This is a genomic window from Bradyrhizobium sp. S3.7.6 (assembly GCF_054061875.1).
Window position 1 is genome coordinate 4,513,422 of record NZ_JBSSEQ010000001.1, and the last position, 16,651, is coordinate 4,530,072.

The following is a 16,651-nucleotide window of genomic DNA, read 5'->3' on the forward strand; positions in this document are numbered from 1 at the left end:
GCTTTCCTGCTCAAAACAAGGGCCGCCTTCCGGGCGGCCCTCCACGTCAATCCTGCCAACGGACTAGGCGGCTTTCCGGTTCACGCTGCGCAGCGCCATCGTATTGAGCTTCTCGTCCGTCGCCTTCTCCTCATCGAGATTCTGCTGCAGGACGGAGGCGCAATCATCGCGGCCGAGCATCTTGGCCCATGCGATCAGTGTGCCGTACCGGGGTGATTTCATAGTGTTCGACGGCTTGGGCCGCCACAATCAGAGCCGCATCCAGCACTTGCTTGTCGTCGACGTCGCCCGCGACCTCACTCGCTTCCTTGAGGATGCCGTCGATCGCGGGGCAATCGACGCCCTTCGCCGCGACGCCATGCATTTCGAAGACTTTCTCAAGCCGGGTGATCTGGCCCTTGGTTTCGGAGAGATGCGTTTGGAAGCCGTTCTTGAGGCCGGGATCGCTTGCCTTCTCGATCATGTCCGGAAGGTTCTTCGCGATCTGCTGCTCGGCGTAATAGATATCCTGCAGCGTATGCACGAAGAAGGTCGTTCAGCGTTTTAATGTCCCTGGTGAAAAAGCCCATGGCGTCCTCCTGTGTTGGGTTCGCACTCCAAACGACCGGCGGGGGGACCGTTCCTACGCGCTACAGCGGGATTTGCTGCGCGGGGATGACGATCTTATGCTGCGCGAGCTCCGACTCCAGTCGCTCGCGAAGACCGCGCCAGTAGTCCGGGAGGAGAAGCTCCGTCGTGACCTCAACGACGGCGATATTGTCGTGCTCGGTGCCGCCGCCGCTTCGCCACAGACCTTCGCCGGGCGCTCGGATGAAGCTCGTTGCGCCGCCGAACTTGTCGGTCAGCTCTCTCAGAAGCCCGTCGAACCAATCCTTCGGGATCTTTTCTCCCTTGCCCGTCTCCTTCGGTAGCAGGATCTGCACAAGATAGGACTCGCTCATGGCAGAAGGCCCGTGCGGGTGCCGCCGGGCCAGGCGGCGAGGAGCGTTTCCGTCGTCACGCATTCCACCTGCTGCCCGAACCTGTTCGCGTAGATGGTCATCATGGAGTCGTGGGTCTCGTCGGCGGAGCTGCAGATCGCGTCGGTCATGAGGACGACTCGAAAGCCCCAATCGACCGCGCCCAGCACGGTCGCCAACACGCAGACGTCGGTCTCGCCGCCCGTGACGATCACGGTGTCGACGCCGGCGGCGCGCAGTTGCGCGTGCAGGTCGCTGCCGATCCACGGCGAGTAGACGTACTTGTCAAAAGTGCGGGCAGGTGGAACGAAGCGGGCGAGATTCGGTACAAGATCGATCATGTCGGAACCGATCTCGTCGATGGTCATCGAGCTCCAGCGCTCATAGTAGCGGCGCCACATGCCGACGCCGTGGCCGGGAGCGCTCGCCGGAATGAAGCGGGTGAAGACCGTGCGCGCCGGGTGCGCGGCCGTTATCGCCACGACGTTCGGCAGGACGCGGGGCAGCCACGGCATCTTCCAATCCGTGTCTTCGGCGAACATGCGCTGCATATCGACGCAGAGGTGGATCGCCTCGGCGCCCACGGGCCCGTACCTGAGCTCGTCCTTTTTTGACATCGCTCCCATCCTCGAAAGCCAGCCCCAACGGACCTGCTAGGGCTTGGTTCCTCGCTTGTGCGAGTGGCACTTGCGGTCGCGGAGCTTGCAGCCGAGGACGGCACCGGCGAGGGCGGCGCCGACCACGTTGGAGCCGACGATGACCCAATCTCCCTTAATGGCGCCGTAGACGATCCAGAGCGTCAGGCCGAGCGTGAGTGCCGTGAGCATGCCGAGAGAGAGGTCGTCCGTGGATCCGCGTGGCCAAGCCTTCCGGACCTGCGGCACGTAGGACAGGGAGGCGAGAAAGGCGGCAAGTGCGCCGACGTAGGGGGCAAGGGTCGACAAGCCGGTAGCTACTTGGGCTCGATCTTGAGCTTAGGATCGGTAGGAAGGACTTTCGCGCCGACATCGGCCGCGGCCTGCTCGGTGCTCACACCGGAGTTGGCGTGGACGGAGCCGGAATTCTTCCCGCCGATCAGCGGGTAACTGAGGAAAACGGTCGCGAGCACCAGCGCTCCACTAGATGCGAGCCATTGCGATTTCCGCTTCTTCCCGATTGTACCCATCGTTTTCCAAATCTTGGCCTGGTCGATTGGTTCCATGACAGGCAGATGAACTTGGAACCTGCTCCGACGTTATGATGGCAAAGGCAATTCAAACGAGGCGTCCGCGACTACGCGGACGCCGTCACGGATCGAGGTGATGGCGCTGGTCACTGTCAAACCTACCAAGCCTGACGTGCTCATTGCACGGACCGTGGCGAGTAAGACCAACCATTGCGCGGAGAGGGTCTCGCGCGGCCTGACGTGGGGCGGCGACGAAAAGATCCTCCTGGCTTTGGCCGTCGCCGGTTGGGTCGTGACGAGGGGCAGATCGGAGCAGCTGCAGCGCGCGGGCAACCACGCTCTCCTGGTCACAGTCGCAGCCTCCCTGGCGCCTCACGGTATGAAATCGGTTTTCGACCAGACCCGCCCGGATCGCACGACGGTGCTCGGTCATCTGCACGGGGTCTCGTTTTCCGGCAAGCGCGAGGACGCATTTCCGTCCGGCCACGCGCTCCACATGGGCGCCCTGGCATCCGCTGCGGGCACATTGCCGCCTCTGCTGCGGCGACTAATCCGTACCTTGGCGGTCGGCCTTTCCCTGACGCGGGTCATAGTGCTGGCGCACTGGGCGAGCGACGTGATCGCGGGCTTCGCGCTCGGAGTCATCATGGAGCGGTTACTGCGTCTCTGGACCGGCTATCCAATGTCGCCACCGAAGGAGGATGACAATGCCAATCCTTGAGGACGTGAAGGAATACGTGCAGCGCGCGACCGGTCTGCGCCGACCCGGAAAGAAGGAGGCGCCTGACCTAGCGCGGCCAAGAAAGCCTCAGACGGCTCGTTTCAAGGACGACGGTCTCATCCCGAACCATCCGCGCTGGCCTCTCGTCATCTACCGAGGCGCTGTGGATCTCGGCGACGGGCATGATCCGGCGGCCGTCATGGAGGACCTGTTCGAGGCCAACGGCTGGGGCGAAACTTGGCGGGACGGGATTTACGACTACGTTCACTACCATTCACGTATCCATGAGGTGCTTGGCATCGCGCGGGGTAGGGGACGTGTACGCTTCGGCGGAAGCAAAGGCCGGATCTTCAAGCTTAAGGCGGGCGATGTCGCCATCCTGCCGGCGGGCACGGGACACCAATGCCTGTTCGCAGATGAGGACTTCCTCGTCGTCGGCGCCTATCCGCGCGTCGGCACCTACGACGAGTGCACGCAGGTCGAGGACCGTCCGAAAGCTCTGAAGACGATTCCAAAGGTGCCTGTCCCGCGCAAGGATCCGGTGTACGGCGCGGGAGGCCTGCTCTCAAAGCTATGGAAGAAACCGAAATGAGCGAGTACGTCGTCCGCTTCCTGGTAGGCGGCGCCGTTGTGTCGGCCTTCGCGATGCTCGGAGACGTGCTCAGGCCGAAGAGCTTCGCCGGCCTGTTCGGAGCCGCGCCCTCGGTCGCGCTCGCCACTCTAGGCATCGCGATCTATCAGCACGGCGAATCCTACGCAGCCGTCCAAACCCATTCGATGATGGCCGGTGCGATCGCGCTCGGGATCTACAGCTTGGTCGTCTGCCAGCTCTTGATCCGGGCGCGCATGCGTGCGCTGCCGGCCACGCTGCTGTCGATCGTCGTGTGGCTCGCAGCTGCCTTCGGCCTGTGGGCGGCCGCGGGAGGTCAGACATGAGCGCGCCGATTGAAATCTCGCCGTCCTCGCTGCGAGAAGGACGCTGGCACGAATACGCGGTCCGCTTCGCGCTGGGCGGCGCAGCGACCGTCTTCGCCGGCCTGGTCAGCAGTTGGTACGGGGCTTCGATCGGCGGCCTATTCCTTGCTCTACCGGCGATCTTCTGCGCCAGCGCCACTCTCATCGAGAAGCATGAGATCCGCCGCATGCGCGAGGCCGGACTTGACGGAAAGCGGCGAGGGCAACAAGCCGCAGCGCTCGACGCCGCCGGCGCTGCGCTCGGCGCGCTCGGGATGCTGGCGTTCGCCGGAGTGTTCTGGCTACTGGTCGAACGAAGCGTCGCCGGCGCATTTGCGAGCGCCTCGCTGGCGTGGCTGGCGGTGTCGGTCGCGGCTTGGTTCGTGCGACGCAAGGCGAGATCATGTCGGAGCTCGCCCGTAGCCGAAAGGGCCGGCCCGCGTTAACGCGAAGCCGGCCCTTCTGAAGTTGGTCAGCCGTCAGGCAGCGTCGGAGGCCTTGGCGTTGACGCCCTTGCGCAGCGCGACCGTGTTGAGCTTGGTGTTCGCCGCCTTCTCTTCGTTCAGGTTGGTCGTGAGGAAGCGCACGATCTCGTCATGGCCGAGTTCTTCGGCCCAGGCGATCAACGTCCCGTAGCGGCACATCTCGTAGTGCTCGACGGCCTGCGCGTTGGCGACGATGGCCGCGTCCAGCACCGCCTTGTCTTCGATTTCGCCGGCGGTCTCGTCGGCTTCCTTGATGATGCCGTCGATGGCCGGGCACTTCGTGCCGCTGGGCTCCTTGCCGAGCTTTGCGAAGGCCTTCTCGAGCCGCTCTACCTGCTTATTGGTCTCTTCCAGATGGTTCTTGAGGCCGGTAACCAGGTCGCGGTTGGTGGCCTTTTCGATCATCTTCGGCAGCGCTTTCAAGATTTGCTGCTCGGCGTAGTAGATGTCCTGAATACCGTGGATCAGAAGGTCATCCATGGTTTTGATGTCTTTGGTGAAGAAGCCCATAATCGATTTCTCCTCTCGCAATGATGTCAACGGAACGCCGAAGGGTCTTCGGCGGTTCCGCCTTGCGACACGGAGACACTGATGACAGATCGAACCAATACCTTCGTAGCGCGGCTCGATCGAGCGGCCATGGGCGACTAAAGCAGGATGGGGTTAGGTTGAATCGATTTGGGATTCCCAAATCGGTGTGTTTCTGATTCACCATGCTGGCTGGGTTGGAGGCCAGCATGGATGGGCAAGCCTTATTCTCTGGATCTTCGCAAGCGTGTCGTGTCCGCGATCGAGGGCGGGATGTCCCGCAATCAGGCAGCCAAGCAGTTTGGGGTCGCGATCAGCACAGCAATCGGTTGGATGCAACGGGTAGAGGAGACCGGCAGCGTTGAGCCTGGTCAGATGGGCGGTCATAAGCCGAAGGCGGTTTCGGGAGACCACGCGGTTTGGCTGTCGCAACGGATCAAGGACGGCGATTTCACTATACGGGGGCTCGTTGCCGAGCTTGCTGGACGCGGCCTGAAGGTCGACTATCACTCGGTGTGGGACTTCGTGCATGCCGAGAAGCTCAGCTTCAAAAAAAAGCGTGGCGGCTGGCGAACGCGATCGACCCGCGGTCGCGCGGCGGCGAGCCCAGTGGACAAAATATCAAGGACGCGTCGAAGCTGAGCGGCTCGTCTTCATCGACGAGACATGGACCAGAACCGATATGGCGCCTTTGCGGGGATGGGCGCCGCGCGGGCACAGACTTCCTGCCACGGTTCCCCACGGCCGCTGGAAGACCATGACCTTCCTGGCGGCGCTGCGCCATGACCGGATCGATGCACCATGGTTCATCGAGGGGCCGATCGATGGCGTGAGCTTCCGCACCTATGTCGAGAAGGTTCTTCTGCCTGTCCTTCGACCCGGCGATATCGTCGTCTTGGATAACCTCGGTAGCCACAGGAGCAAAGCAGTTCGCCAACTCATCCGTTCGGTCGGCGCCAAACTCTTCTTCCTGCCCAAATACTCACCCGACCTGAACCCGATCGAGCAGGTCTTTGCCAAGCTCAAGCATCTGCTCCGCAAAGCTGCCGCGCGAACCGTCGACGCGGTCTGCGCCGCAATCGGCCACGCACTCGATGCCTTCACCCCCGAGGAATGCGCCAATTACCTGAAAAATTCAGGCTATCGAACTTAATGCCATCACGCTTTAGAGCGACGTGCCACGCCATATTTAAGAGACACTCTTCCTCGAACGTCGGCAGGAGCGATGGCGGGAAAAGGGGCCGGCGCCACGAGGGCGCGGGCCCTAAGTTTTGCTCTTCGAGTATCGTGACATCCTCGAAGCTTATTCAACGTTCGATGTCGGTCGCCGTTCCTGCGTCGCGCGACGCAGAGCGCGACGAGCTCGCTGCGCCACTACTCGACCGGCATCCGAGGACATGAAGCGGTGGGGCGTGCTGACGATCGGGACGGGACTGGGCAACGCCCGCGTCACCAACCGCGGCAACGGCAAAAACTAGCAGACGTTAGCGACCCGCCGTCATCTCTCTCACGGCTTCGACAATCTGCTCCGGATGGTAGGGCTTCCGTAACATGAGGCTGTTCGGCACCGGTCGGGGCGTCACGGGAGAGAAGCCCGTCGCATAGATCACCGGCAACTCCGGATGATGTTGACGGCAGTGTTCGGCGATCTGCCAGCCGTCGATCTTTCCGGGCAGCCTCACATCGGTGACAAGAACGTCGGCCGCCGTACGTTTGCACCACGCAAGCGCTTCTTCGCCGTCGCAGGCGTGGATGACGTCATAGCCTTCCTCGCGTAGCGCTTCGACGATGAATTCTCGGATCAGAGGGTCGTCTTCGACGAAAAGGATGCGCACGCGGAACTCCGATTCACTCAGGAGTCTGAACCGCCGAATGTTTGGGCGGTTCCTGCTGGTCTATCGGTCCACACGGGCCGCGCCGACCGTGTCCGCCATCTTCGCGCCCCGCGCGCCGAGCGGCTTAGGCGCGCCGGTCGTGGTGTCACGTGCGGTCTGATGCTCTATCTCCGCGTTAAGTTCGCATCCGAGCAGGATCACGATCGCTGAGATCCAGAGCCACGTCATGAAGCCGATGACGGCGCTGAGCGAGCCGTAGGTCTGGTTGAACGTGCCGAAGTTGGCGGCGTACCAGGAGAACAGCGCCGAAGCCACGAGCCAGAGCACGGTCGCGCCCGTGCTGCCCCAGGTGATCCACGTCCAGCGTGGCGCTTGGCGGCTTGGCCCGAAGCGGTAGATACAGGCGAGAGAGAGCGCGAGGACGACAAAGAGCGCCGGCCAGCGCCCAATCCGGACCAGGAGTTTGGCTGCGTTCGACAGGCCAACGTACTGCAGCGGAACGACGACGACCGCACCCAGCGCCGCTATAACAAACGCGATCCCGGCGGCGGTGAAGCCTAGGGACATCGCATTCAATTTCAGAAAGCCGCGCTTCTCCTGTTCGCAGTAGACTATGTTTAAGGTGTCAAAAAGCGACTTCATAGCGGCGTTCGCGCTCCACAGCGAGATTCCCAGCCCGATCGCGAATGTGAAGAGCCCAGGGTCCGATCTCCCTTGGTGGCAACGCGCATGAGTTGTTCGCGTGCCACGTCGACGGCACCGCCCGGGATGAAGCCGGACACGTCGTCGAGGTGCCTGGCGATGCTGCCTGGATCCGAAAACAACCCGTAGATGGCGACGAGAGCGGCGATCGCCGGAAAGATCGCGAGTATGCTGTAGTAGGTCATACCGGCGGCCAGCGCGAGAATGCGATGTTCGCCGATGTTGCCGTATACACGCCAAAGAATGTCTTTCCACCCTTCCGCCGGGATCTCCAACGGAGAAGTCGCGCTCCGGCCGCGACCGTCGCCTTCCGCCGCCAGGCCGGCAGCGGCGGTGTCCCGCTTTGCCTCCGCCAGCGGCGGATGGATTTCGTCCTCTAAAGGGGCAAAGCGCTCGACCAGGAATGCCGCGGCCAACAAGCCGAGCGCCGCGGCGATACTCCAACCACTATGGTCGGCGCGACCGCGGGGCGTGCCATCGACAACATGTTTCATGAGCCTCTCCGCGAAAGTTAATCGGAGTGGTTGAAGGGAATTCCTCGCGGCGACTTCGGAGGTTTCCGGCCTTAGCCCCCGGTTGGGGAAACATGCGCCACGCGCCTGAGCTGCGGCCTGAGAGGAGCCTATGCTAACTCGGTGGGGATACTCAGATGTCGGCGATAGACCAACCGATGCGGAAGCCTTGACCGTTGTGAGGCGGGTCCAATGAACGCGCGCCTGACAGAACCCGGCGGGGGCGGGATCGGTACGTTTGTATGAACTGCTATGACTTAAGTCGGTTGGAGGATCCCATTAGGCGCTGTTGGATCGAGGGTCTTCTCCGGCCGCTCGACAAGTAGGGAAATAATCCGGCGCAGGGCTTGCTCTTGCTCGTCGATCTTATTCGCATCGGCCATGGTTTAGCATTGGCACTGGAGCTCGAAGCGATGGGATTGCGCTTGGACGGCGATGGCGAACTCCAGGTGTCCCGTGAGCCGTCACGGCCTCGATACGGTCCATCTCCGTCACTGGGCTTAAGATTTTCGGGAAAAACTGGAAACCTCCGCTCGGGCGATGAGTTGCCGTCCCACGACGTCAATTTTGTTGGACCCGGAACATGGTCGACGAAGCCCTGCGGCGGCGAGCCGTGGATACAGTTTGGTCCCTCTATCGTGCGAAGCATCGCGACGTGGATGCCGCGGACAGCCGGCGTTGTCTGCTGCAGCGCCACCTTCAAGGAAGATGGGAAGCGCGCGTGAGCGAGGTCGAAGAACTGACCGGGTTCGGCCTGGCCTACTTGAACCGTCTCCCCAAGGACGAATGTTGAGGCTTATGGAGAAGCTCGTCAGGCAATTGGTGGCAAGCACCGCGAGGCCGGACTGGACGCTGTTGATCATCTCCAAGCTCGTTTCGGCTGCCATCATGCTGATCCTCCTTTTGATGTTTCCAGTCTAGAGGATCGGCAATATGCGCATTGCTCAGCTTGCTCCCCTCGCCGAAAGCGTTCCCCCAAAGCTCTACGGCGGCACCGAGCGGGTCGTGGCATGGTTGGTGGACGAGTTGGTAGAGCTCGGTCACGAGGTCACACTATTCGCGAGCGGCGACTCCAGGACGAAAGGCAAACTCCATCCCGTGTGGCCACGCGCGCTGCGCCTCGGTCGGAAGGGCGTGGACCCCAATGCGGCCAGTGCCGTGCTGCTGGAGGCCATCGCCAGGCGCGCGAAAGACTTCGACGTGATCCACGCACACATCGATTGGTTGCCGCTTCCGCTGCTCAGTCGGCTCGGCGTGCCCTTCCTGACCACGATGCATGGTCGGCTAGACCTCCCGGGCCTGCCGGACGTGGTGCGCGAGTTTCCCGGCGCCGGCTTCGTCTCGATATCCGAGCACCAGCGCGTGCCGCTTCCGGAGGCGAACTGGATCGCCACGATCCAGCACGGGCTGCCTTCGCACCTCTTCCGCCCGTCTTTCGATGAGGGATCCTATCTCGCTTTCCTTGGTCGCCTCACGGCGGAGAAAGGTCCCGAGGACGCAATCCGGATCGCGCGGGCGGCCGGCAAGCCACTGCGCATCGCCGCAAAGATCCCGCGCGGTGAGACCGGATACTTCAAGAAGAAGCTAGAGCCGCACATCGATGGTCGAATGGTTCAGCTTGTGGGGGAAGTCGACGATGCGAAGAAGCAGCCGTTCCTCGCCGACGCAGCGGCCCTCCTATTCCCGATCGATTGGCCTGAGCCGTTCGGTCTCGTCATGATCGAGGCGATGGCATGCGGAACGCCCGTTATTGCCTACCGATCCGGATCCGTGCCGGAAGTCGTTGAGGACGGCGTGACGGGTTTCATCGTCGAGAATGAGGACCAGGCGGTAAGGGCGGTTGGAGAGCTTGGCCGTCTCGACCGGAGGGTAGCCCGCGCCCGCTTCGAAGCGCGCTTCTCCGCAAGCCGGATGGCGCGAGAGTATGAGCGCGCCTACCGAGGCTTGATCGCCGATCCCGGCGTGAAGGAAACGGACCTTTGCCCAGGTGCTCAGCCATCGATACCATGAAAGGATTTGGCGATGTGGCCTCGAAAGGTGAAACACATCATTGTTCTCCTGGCCGTGATGGCCGACCCGGCGGCGCGGTGCGCCGAAATGGGGGCGGCTGCTATCGATGCCGCCGAACCATCGAAGAAGATCTTGTCGAACGAGAAGCCGACGCCGGCGGGCGTTCGGTTACAAGTCCTGCTCGACCGGGCCCACTTCTCGCCAGGTGAGATCGACGGCAGATTCGGCGAGAACGCGAAGAAGGCCCTCCGCGCCTTCGCGGAGGCGCGGCAATTGCCGAGCTCGGACGTTCCGACCGAGGACGTCTGGAACGCACTGCGCGCGGACGATCGGCGAGTCACGGCGAACTACACGATCACCGAGCAGGATGTCGCCGGACCTTTTCTTAGCAAGCTCCCGTCGAAGATGGAGGAAATGAAAGACCTGCCGAAGCTGGGTTTCACCAGTCCGCGAGAAGGACTGGCCGAGAAATTTCATATGAGCGAGCAACTGCTGGCGGCGCTCAATCCCGGGCAGCGCTTCGACCGCCCCGGCGACGACATCATCGTTGTGGATACTGGCAGTGCAGAGGCCGGCGCGCCGTCGAGGGCGGACAGGGTCGAGGTCGACAAGAGTCGGCAGACCGTGAAGCTGTTCGACAAGTCTAACGTGCTTATCGGCTTCTATCCGGCAACGGTCGGGAGCGAGGAGAAGCCGTCGCCATCCGGCACTCTGAAGGTGACCGAGGTCGACCGAAATCCGACCTATCGCTACAATCCGGCCTACCACTTTAAGGGCGTTCAATCCCGAAAACCTTTCACCATCAAGCCGGGCCCCAACAATCCGGTTGGAACGGTGTGGATCAACCTCACCGCTGAAGGATACGGCATTCATGGCACACCGTCGCCCGACAAGGTCTCGAAGGCGGAATCCCATGGCTGCGTCCGTCTGACCAACTGGGATGCGGAGCGGGTTGCAACGAGCGTCGCGAAGGGCACTCCGATCGCCTTCGTCGACGGCTCACGATGACAGCAAATGCACCGCGAGCGTGGCCCCCCGGCGCCGATTGGCGTGAATGACTCCGGTCGGTCAGGTCGGCGAGTGTTTATCGAGGTAAGCGCAGCATCGAACCCGGAACCTGTTCTGGCGTTGAGTAGCCTGGTTGGCGCCGGCTGTTTATCGAGGAGCCATTGGAGGAGGAGCGGAATGGATACGGCCGAAGGTTCGAGCGCTAGCTTCCCTACCAGGCTGCCTCGCGACGCACACTAAGCCGCCGGAGCTTACGCCCGCCGACGGCAACGGCGGTGAAGAGCTTTTTCAAGGCAGCTACAACACTCGTTTGCGACCCCTATGTTCCGAACGTTCAGACGTCACGGTTTCGGACTTGGCGGCGGCGTGGGTGCGGCTTGAGGAGGCTGAGAGGGCATCAATTGCTCGGCTGCTGCGGCGCTATGGTATCGCCGCCTGCATGAGGAACGCACGTACCGATGTTGCTAAGCAGGCGTTTGGCCTGGAGGTCGCGCATCTTTGAGTATTCGCGTCGTCGCTCGATATTTGCCGCGGCCCATCGGTCCCAGACCTCGAAGGCGTCGGTGTAGTGCTTTCGCATCTGCTCCTTGGCTGCAAGGCAATCGGCGAATTTGTCGAAGACCAGGTCGGTGTTGACCGGTGTCATGCCTCCTACCAGGACAACGAGCATCCATTTCATCTGCTGTGCCTTTCGCGCCGGACGGATATTCGCGTTTACGCGAAGAATTTCCGGTTACCGCGGTTAGATAGCCCGTCGACTGCGACCGGCCACAAAACCGTAGACAAAAAGCACGATGATGGCGCCCACGACCGCCCCCACCAGCCCTGCGCCTTCTCCGGGCCGATACCAGCCTAGTGACTGGCCAAGATAGGTCGCAACGAACGCTCCCACTATTCCCAGGATAGTGGTCAGGATGAAGCCGGAGGGCTCGTTGTCGCCAGGCATGATGAACTTCGCGATGACGCCTGCGACGAAGCCAATGATGATCGTCCAGATGATGCTCATGTCTCTCCCCTAGCCTTGCGATCCCGATGGAGCCGGAAGACGTCCATCAGGCGTGTATTTGTCCACCGCTTGCCGGCAGCTCGCGAGACAATCGGTCGAGAATCTCCTGCCGGGACAGGCCGGTCTGCTGCTCCAGTTTTTGAAGGACGTCCGGACCGATAGCCTGCTGGAGTTCGGGCGGGGTGACTTCCCGGTTTGGCCCTTGATTGATCCAGGATTGGGCCGCATCGCCCTGTCCGTTCTGCTTGAAGTGCTCAAGCAACTCGCCGATCCTGCCGTTCAGCAGCGAACTCACGCCGCCGCCTCCCACAAGGCCGCCAAGATTGCGAGCATACCGCTCAGGGAATCCTTGGCACCCGCCGGCTGACCGGAGGTAGCGTTGCGAAACATGTCGGCGAGTCCCGATTTTGGTAACCGGCGATTGCGAGCATACCCAAGAGGGCGGTCATTGATGGCATTCCGCGACTCATCTTCGGCTCCTGAGTTCGATGGGCAAACGTACGCAAGAAAAGGGCGACCCGCCTTGGCGGGCCGCCGGGTAATTCATCGCAGGCCGGTGCCGTAGAGCTGGCGCTCTCTCCGGACCTCCTCCGCGCCATAAGGCTGGGCGGATGGATCATAATTTTTCCACCCTGCCTTCTGCCAGGCTGCGCTCCGGTCGCGCAGGTTGACGGCGGACTGATTCAAGATCGCTTCGTATCGCGTCCGATCCGCATCCGGCACACGAGCTGAAACCAGCGTACCGCCGCGCCTCACACCTTCGGCGTAGAGTGGTGCTTCCTCATCGGATACGCCGGCCTGCGTCAGCGCCCCAACGACCCCGCCTGTGGCGCCGCCGGCAACGGCACCGAGCGCGGTCGATGCGAGCCATCCGGCCGCCACGACCGGACCCAGGCCGGGGATAGCCAACAAACCAAGGCCCGCGAGCAAGCCGGCAGCGCCACCAAGACCTGCGCCGACGCCCGCTCCCGTGGCTGCGCCTTCCGCCCGATCGTCCACCCCATCGCGATCGCGATCGACCTTCTTGTCGGTGCTGTACCAGTTGTCGGAATTGTTCGCGACGATGCTCAGATCCGAATGCGGCACGCCCGCGGCCTCCAGGCTCGTCACCGCGCGCTGCGCATCGGAGTAGTTATCGTAGAGACGTGAAATCGTAACGGTCATGCTGAATCCCTCTTAATTTTCGCTGGTGGTCGCCAGGTTACTTGGCCGCGTTCACGTTGCCCTGGAAATCCAGACTGACATTGGTCGAGGCACCGCCTTTGCTGGCCTTTCCGCGCCAAACGCCGTTGTCGTCCTTCTTCAGGGATGTGACGTTGCTGTAGCCCGCGTCCTCGATCTTCGATTTGGCCTGGCCCTCGGTGAAGCTGTTGGCGCCTTCAACCGGCTTGCTGGAATTGTTCTGGCCGGAACTGTTGACCGCATTGTTGTTGGGCCGATCGGTCGCCGGCGGATTTTGCGCAAACGACGGACCCGCCAGAAGCGAAGCAGCCGTCAGCAGCAAAAGAAATGTCTTTTTCATATCGTCCTCCTGTCGTGGCAAGGCCCAACATACGCTGAACTGAGAAGTTCCAAGTTTTCCCGGTCCGCAGGGCTTGCAAAGCATCTACAAGAAAGCGGGAGCGAGCTCCGGGGCGCGTACTTGAACCTATTAGAAGGAGAGCCCGGACGTGGTCCAACTCGGGCCTGGGGCGACGTGCGCCAACGCGCCCCTGTCAGAAGTAATAGCGAACCTCGCAAGAAGCGCAGCGCGGGTAGTACATTTGCTGAGGCTGATGCGGCAGGCGCGGTATCCCAAAGCGCAACGTGTGATCCGTCCTTAGCTGTGTTCAGGCGTGCACCGTGTCTTTTTGATTCGGAACACCGCATCGCCTTCGAAGTTGGAAGATTCGTGGGTTAAGTAAGCTACCCGCCGTCGGCGGAGGTCCGCAACGCGTTGAAGCGCCGCGGGCCCCAAATTCAATCTCTCTTGCCGAATAGGCCGTCGACAACTTGTCTTGCGGTGTCGCTGATGACACGGCCAGCGCCTCTGTCTCCTTTAGCCATCGCAGGCATAAAGGAGCGGGCCTCCTTGAACGTGACGTGCGGCGGCAGCGGAGCCACCTCAGGATCTGTCTTCACTTCCAGGATGACAGGGCGATCGCTCGAAAGTGCCTCCTGCCATGCGGATGCCAGGCGACCCGGAGAATCAACGAAGATCCCCCTGAGCCCGAGCAGTTCGCCAAATTTGGCATAGGCAAAGTCGGGGATATCCTGCGAAGCCTCGAATCTTGGGTTTCCCTCCATGACCCGCTGCTCCCAAGTGACTTCGTTGAGGTCCTGATTGTTGAATACACATACGATCCATCGCGGATCCGCCCAACGCTTCCAGTACTTCTGGACCGTGATGAGTTCGGTCATGTTGTTCATTTGCATTGCGCCATCGCCCACAAGTGCGATGACCGGCCGGTCCGGATGGGCGAACTTGGCCCCGATGGCATAGGGGACTGCTGCGCCCATCGACGCCAAGCCTCCCGAAAGCGATGCAGCCTGGCCCTGCTGCACCCGGAAATCGCGGGCATACCAGTTGGCGCAGGATCCGCTGTCACTGGTCACGATGGCGTTAGCAGGTAGCAAGGGTGACATTTCCCAAACGACGCGCTGCGGATTGACGGGATTGGCTTCCGCCTTAGCCCGACCTTCCAGCTTCTTCCACCACCCAGTTATGTTGGTCTCGATCGTCTTCGCCCATTCCCGGTCCTCCTTGCGCTGGATTAGGGGCAGGAGCGCCTTAAGCGTTGCGGCGGCATCGCCGTGAAGGCCGACGTCGACCGGATACCGCAGCGACAGCATCGAGGCTTTGATGTCGATCTGGACGGCGCGTGCGGCCCCGTCTTTGGGTAAGAACTCCGACCAGGGAAAGCCCGTGCCGACCATCAGGAGCGTATCGCAGCCTTGCATAAGATCCCAGCTTGGCTCGGTCCCGAGTAGGCCTATCGCGCCGGTAGCGAACGGCAGGTCGTCCGGCAACACATCCTTGCCCAGCAATGCCTTCGCAATGCCGGCGCCGAGCAAGGTCGCCATTTCGATGAGTTGAGGAGCGGTGCCACGAGCGCCCGCGCCGACCAGAATGGCTACCTTCTTGCCGGCATTCAGGACCTCGGCCGCCTTGGATAGGTCCGCATCCTCTGGAATGATCTTGGGTTTGGAATAGCCCACTCCAGACCGCGTAAACCCGTGCGCTACCGCGGGCTCTTCGTATTCCTCGTCCTGAATATCTTTCGGCAAGATAATGACGGAAGGTATGTTGTCGGCTTTAGCGACCCTGATGCTGCGGTCAAGGAGGTGCCGCACCTGGGCAGGGGATGACGCTTCCTGTACGAAGCCAGCGACGTCCGCAAACATCCGGTCTAAGTTAAGTTCCTGCTGGTAACTGGCACCTCGAACGGTTGCCTCAGCTTGCCCGCAGATAGCAAGAACGGGAGCATGGTCCAGTTTACCATCGTACAATCCCGTGATGAGGTGAGTTGCTCCCGGGCCGCCGGTCGACAAGCACACCCCTAATTCACCGGTGAACTTGGCGTGTGCGACCGCCATGAAGGCGGCCATCTCCTCGTGCCGCACCTGGATGAATTCAATGCTGTCGGCGCGCTGCAGGGCGCCGATCACACCGTTGATGCCGTCGTCCGGATAGCCATAGATGCGGCGCACGCCCCAAGCGTGGAGCCGTTCGACCACAAAATCGCCGACCTTCATGCTCAAGCCTCCGAAGCAGCAGGGAGCGAGGCGCTTTTCTCGATGAGGCCTTGTTGCTTGAGATCACCCCAGAAATCCGAAGGGATCTTGGCCTGGAGCGAATTCCAGTCCTCCTGGATCTGTTGAGCGCTCCGTGCCCCCACGACCAGAGCGACCGCGACGTCGGCCGCCGCCGAAAACTGAAGTGCGGCAGTTCGGAGGTCCACGCCATACCGAGAGGCGATCGTCCTGAGCTTCTCCCGCTTCTCGATGACAGCAGCGGGAATCTTGAAGTTCTCTTTTCCGTAATTGTAACGTGGACTTCCTGAGATGAAGCCGGCGTTGAGAGAGGAGCCGATGACGAGCGAAACGTTCTTTTTTCGCACGACCGGGAAAAGTTCGTTCACCGCACTTGCGTGATCGATCAACGAGTATTGGCGGGCGCAAAGGCAGACGTCAGGATCCGCATCTTCCATGACTTTGAGGATGGGAAGCGGTGTATTCACGCCGATGCCCCAAGCGCGGATGATGCCCTCGTCACGCATTTTGGAGAGCGCCGGAAACGCGCCTTTACGGGCGATTTCGTACTGTTCTTCCCAGCCGTTCGGAAAGAACGCGAAATCGGGTGAGATGTCGTGCACGAAAGCGACGTCCAGGCTGTCGACGCCGAGGCGCTGCAGGCTGTCTTCGATCGAGCGGCGCACACCGTCCGCCGTATAGTCAAAAATGATGTCATTGGGCGAATCTGACAGCGGATAAATATCCGCATGTTTGTTGTTCTTTGACGCCTTGAAAAGCTTCCCGACCTTCGACGAGAGCATATAATCGTCGCGCTTCTGGTTATGCAGAAAATGACCGAAGCGACGCTCGCAGAGTCCGAGCCCATACCAAGGCGCTACATCGAAATATCGAACGCCCATCGCCCATGCGCCTTCAAGGGTTGCCTCGGCTTCTTTATCGGTATGCTTGTTGAACTCGTTGCCGAGGGAAACGCCACCGAGGCCGAAACGGAATTCCGGTTTGAAGATCTGTCGCGCGCGGTCATTCATAGA

At 61.5% G+C, this 16,651-nt stretch carries 21 protein-coding genes and 3 pseudogenes; 9 read left to right on the forward strand and 15 right to left on the reverse strand.

Annotated features, from left to right (window positions below):
* Positions 1-63: 63 nt before the first annotated feature.
* From ACVJ5M_RS21760 to ACVJ5M_RS21780, 5 genes and pseudogenes are all read right to left on the reverse strand, one after another.
* Positions 64-569 (reverse strand): annotated as a pseudogene (locus tag ACVJ5M_RS21760) (YciE/YciF ferroxidase family protein).
* A gap of 60 nt (positions 570-629) precedes the next feature.
* Positions 630-941 carry a hypothetical protein gene (locus tag ACVJ5M_RS21765; protein ID WP_063983396.1) on the reverse strand — a complete coding sequence of 104 codons (312 nt, stop codon included), beginning with the start codon at positions 939-941 and terminating at the stop codon, positions 630-632.
* A complete protein-coding gene (locus ACVJ5M_RS21770; protein ID WP_063983395.1) occupies positions 938-1,576 on the reverse strand; it encodes a cysteine hydrolase family protein in 639 nt (212 codons plus the stop codon). Before ACVJ5M_RS21770 ends, ACVJ5M_RS21765 begins: the two co-directional genes overlap by 4 nt.
* Positions 1,577-1,612: 36 nt before the next feature.
* The gene (locus ACVJ5M_RS21775) at positions 1,613-1,903 is read right to left on the reverse strand and encodes a SemiSWEET family sugar transporter (RefSeq protein WP_063983394.1); all 291 of its coding nucleotides are present in this window, start codon (positions 1,901-1,903) and stop codon (positions 1,613-1,615) included.
* Positions 1,904-1,911: 8 nt separating this feature from the next.
* On the reverse strand, positions 1,912-2,067 hold the full coding sequence (locus ACVJ5M_RS21780) for a hypothetical protein (protein ID WP_161495837.1): 156 nt from the start codon (positions 2,065-2,067) through the stop codon (positions 1,912-1,914).
* A gap of 193 nt (positions 2,068-2,260) precedes the next feature.
* Between ACVJ5M_RS21780 and ACVJ5M_RS21785 the strand changes: the two genes are divergently transcribed.
* From ACVJ5M_RS21785 to ACVJ5M_RS21800, 4 genes are read left to right on the forward strand one after another with little or no spacing between them, the layout of a single operon-like run.
* Entirely contained in the window at positions 2,261-2,845 is a 585-nt protein-coding gene (locus tag ACVJ5M_RS21785) for a phosphatase PAP2 family protein (protein ID WP_063983392.1), read from the forward strand.
* Positions 2,832-3,437, forward strand: a complete 606-nt coding sequence (locus ACVJ5M_RS21790) for a cupin domain-containing protein (RefSeq protein ID WP_085401472.1) — start codon at positions 2,832-2,834, stop codon at positions 3,435-3,437. The genes ACVJ5M_RS21785 and ACVJ5M_RS21790 overlap by 14 nt, the downstream gene beginning before the upstream one ends.
* Positions 3,434-3,781, forward strand: coding sequence for a DUF3147 family protein (locus ACVJ5M_RS21795; RefSeq protein WP_063983390.1), 348 nt, complete (start codon positions 3,434-3,436; stop codon positions 3,779-3,781). The genes ACVJ5M_RS21790 and ACVJ5M_RS21795 overlap by 4 nt, the downstream gene beginning before the upstream one ends.
* Complete coding sequence (locus ACVJ5M_RS21800; protein WP_354079289.1) at positions 3,778-4,245, forward strand: hypothetical protein; 468 nt, start codon at positions 3,778-3,780, stop codon at positions 4,243-4,245. The genes ACVJ5M_RS21795 and ACVJ5M_RS21800 overlap by 4 nt, the downstream gene beginning before the upstream one ends.
* A 33-nt stretch (positions 4,246-4,278) precedes the next feature.
* On the opposite strand, the gene ACVJ5M_RS21805 is transcribed toward ACVJ5M_RS21800, so the two are convergent.
* Positions 4,279-4,794, reverse strand: coding sequence for a YciE/YciF ferroxidase family protein (locus tag ACVJ5M_RS21805; RefSeq protein ID WP_063983388.1), 516 nt, complete (start codon positions 4,792-4,794; stop codon positions 4,279-4,281).
* Positions 4,795-5,025: 231 nt separating this feature from the next.
* Here ACVJ5M_RS21805 and ACVJ5M_RS21810 point away from each other — a divergent pair.
* Positions 5,026-5,965 (forward strand): IS630 family transposase gene (locus tag ACVJ5M_RS21810; protein ID WP_425364243.1). Its coding sequence is split into 2 segments (ribosomal slippage): positions 5,026-5,361 and positions 5,363-5,965, totalling 939 coding nucleotides; the frame shifts between segments, so codons are not numbered across the junction.
* A 331-nt stretch (positions 5,966-6,296) separates the two neighbouring features.
* Here the strand turns inward: ACVJ5M_RS21810 and ACVJ5M_RS21815 are convergent.
* Positions 6,297-6,647: a response regulator gene (locus ACVJ5M_RS21815; protein WP_084795139.1), complete on the reverse strand. Its 351-nt coding sequence runs from the start codon at positions 6,645-6,647 to the stop codon at positions 6,297-6,299.
* 60 nt (positions 6,648-6,707) lie between these two features.
* Positions 6,708-7,843, reverse strand: a pseudogene (locus ACVJ5M_RS21820) (YihY/virulence factor BrkB family protein).
* A 601-nt stretch (positions 7,844-8,444) separates the two neighbouring features.
* Between ACVJ5M_RS21820 and ACVJ5M_RS21825 the strand changes: the two are divergent.
* The 4 genes from ACVJ5M_RS21825 to ACVJ5M_RS21840 are packed head-to-tail and all read left to right on the forward strand — an operon-like array spanning position 8,445 to position 10,879.
* A complete protein-coding gene (locus ACVJ5M_RS21825) occupies positions 8,445-8,654 on the forward strand; it encodes a hypothetical protein (protein ID WP_063983386.1) in 210 nt (69 codons plus the stop codon).
* Complete coding sequence (locus ACVJ5M_RS21830; protein ID WP_256376410.1) at positions 8,648-8,782, forward strand: hypothetical protein; 135 nt, start codon at positions 8,648-8,650, stop codon at positions 8,780-8,782. The genes ACVJ5M_RS21825 and ACVJ5M_RS21830 overlap by 7 nt, the downstream gene beginning before the upstream one ends.
* Positions 8,783-8,794: 12 nt before the next feature.
* Positions 8,795-9,871, forward strand: a complete 1,077-nt coding sequence (locus ACVJ5M_RS21835; protein WP_063983385.1) for a glycosyltransferase family 4 protein — start codon at positions 8,795-8,797, stop codon at positions 9,869-9,871.
* 12 nt (positions 9,872-9,883) lie between these two features.
* Complete coding sequence (locus tag ACVJ5M_RS21840) at positions 9,884-10,879, forward strand: L,D-transpeptidase family protein (RefSeq protein WP_063983384.1); 996 nt, start codon at positions 9,884-9,886, stop codon at positions 10,877-10,879.
* A gap of 397 nt (positions 10,880-11,276) precedes the next feature.
* Here ACVJ5M_RS21840 and ACVJ5M_RS21845 read toward each other — a convergent pair whose 3' ends face one another.
* The 7 genes and pseudogenes from ACVJ5M_RS21845 to ACVJ5M_RS21875 all read right to left on the reverse strand — a co-directional run bounded on the left by ACVJ5M_RS21845 (position 11,277) and on the right by ACVJ5M_RS21875 (position 16,648).
* Positions 11,277-11,525 (reverse strand): hypothetical protein, encoded by a 249-nt coding sequence (locus ACVJ5M_RS21845; protein WP_354079293.1) that lies wholly within the window; start codon positions 11,523-11,525, stop codon positions 11,277-11,279.
* 96 nt (positions 11,526-11,621) lie between these two features.
* Positions 11,622-11,885: a GlsB/YeaQ/YmgE family stress response membrane protein gene (locus ACVJ5M_RS21850; protein ID WP_063983383.1), complete on the reverse strand. Its 264-nt coding sequence runs from the start codon at positions 11,883-11,885 to the stop codon at positions 11,622-11,624.
* A gap of 9 nt (positions 11,886-11,894) precedes the next feature.
* Positions 11,895-12,355: pseudogene (locus ACVJ5M_RS21855) on the reverse strand (YidB family protein).
* A 73-nt stretch (positions 12,356-12,428) separates the two neighbouring features.
* Positions 12,429-13,049, reverse strand: coding sequence for a general stress protein (locus ACVJ5M_RS21860; RefSeq protein WP_038936815.1), 621 nt, complete (start codon positions 13,047-13,049; stop codon positions 12,429-12,431).
* A 37-nt stretch (positions 13,050-13,086) separates the two neighbouring features.
* Positions 13,087-13,407: a PepSY domain-containing protein gene (locus ACVJ5M_RS21865; protein ID WP_028152961.1), complete on the reverse strand. Its 321-nt coding sequence runs from the start codon at positions 13,405-13,407 to the stop codon at positions 13,087-13,089.
* A 437-nt stretch (positions 13,408-13,844) separates the two neighbouring features.
* Entirely contained in the window at positions 13,845-15,626 is a 1,782-nt protein-coding gene (locus tag ACVJ5M_RS21870) for a thiamine pyrophosphate-requiring protein (protein ID WP_354100584.1), read from the reverse strand.
* Positions 15,623-16,648 carry an aldo/keto reductase gene (locus ACVJ5M_RS21875; protein ID WP_456679386.1) on the reverse strand — a complete coding sequence of 342 codons (1,026 nt, stop codon included), beginning with the start codon at positions 16,646-16,648 and terminating at the stop codon, positions 15,623-15,625. The genes ACVJ5M_RS21870 and ACVJ5M_RS21875 overlap by 4 nt, the downstream gene beginning before the upstream one ends.
* Positions 16,649-16,651 lie beyond the last annotated feature (3 nt).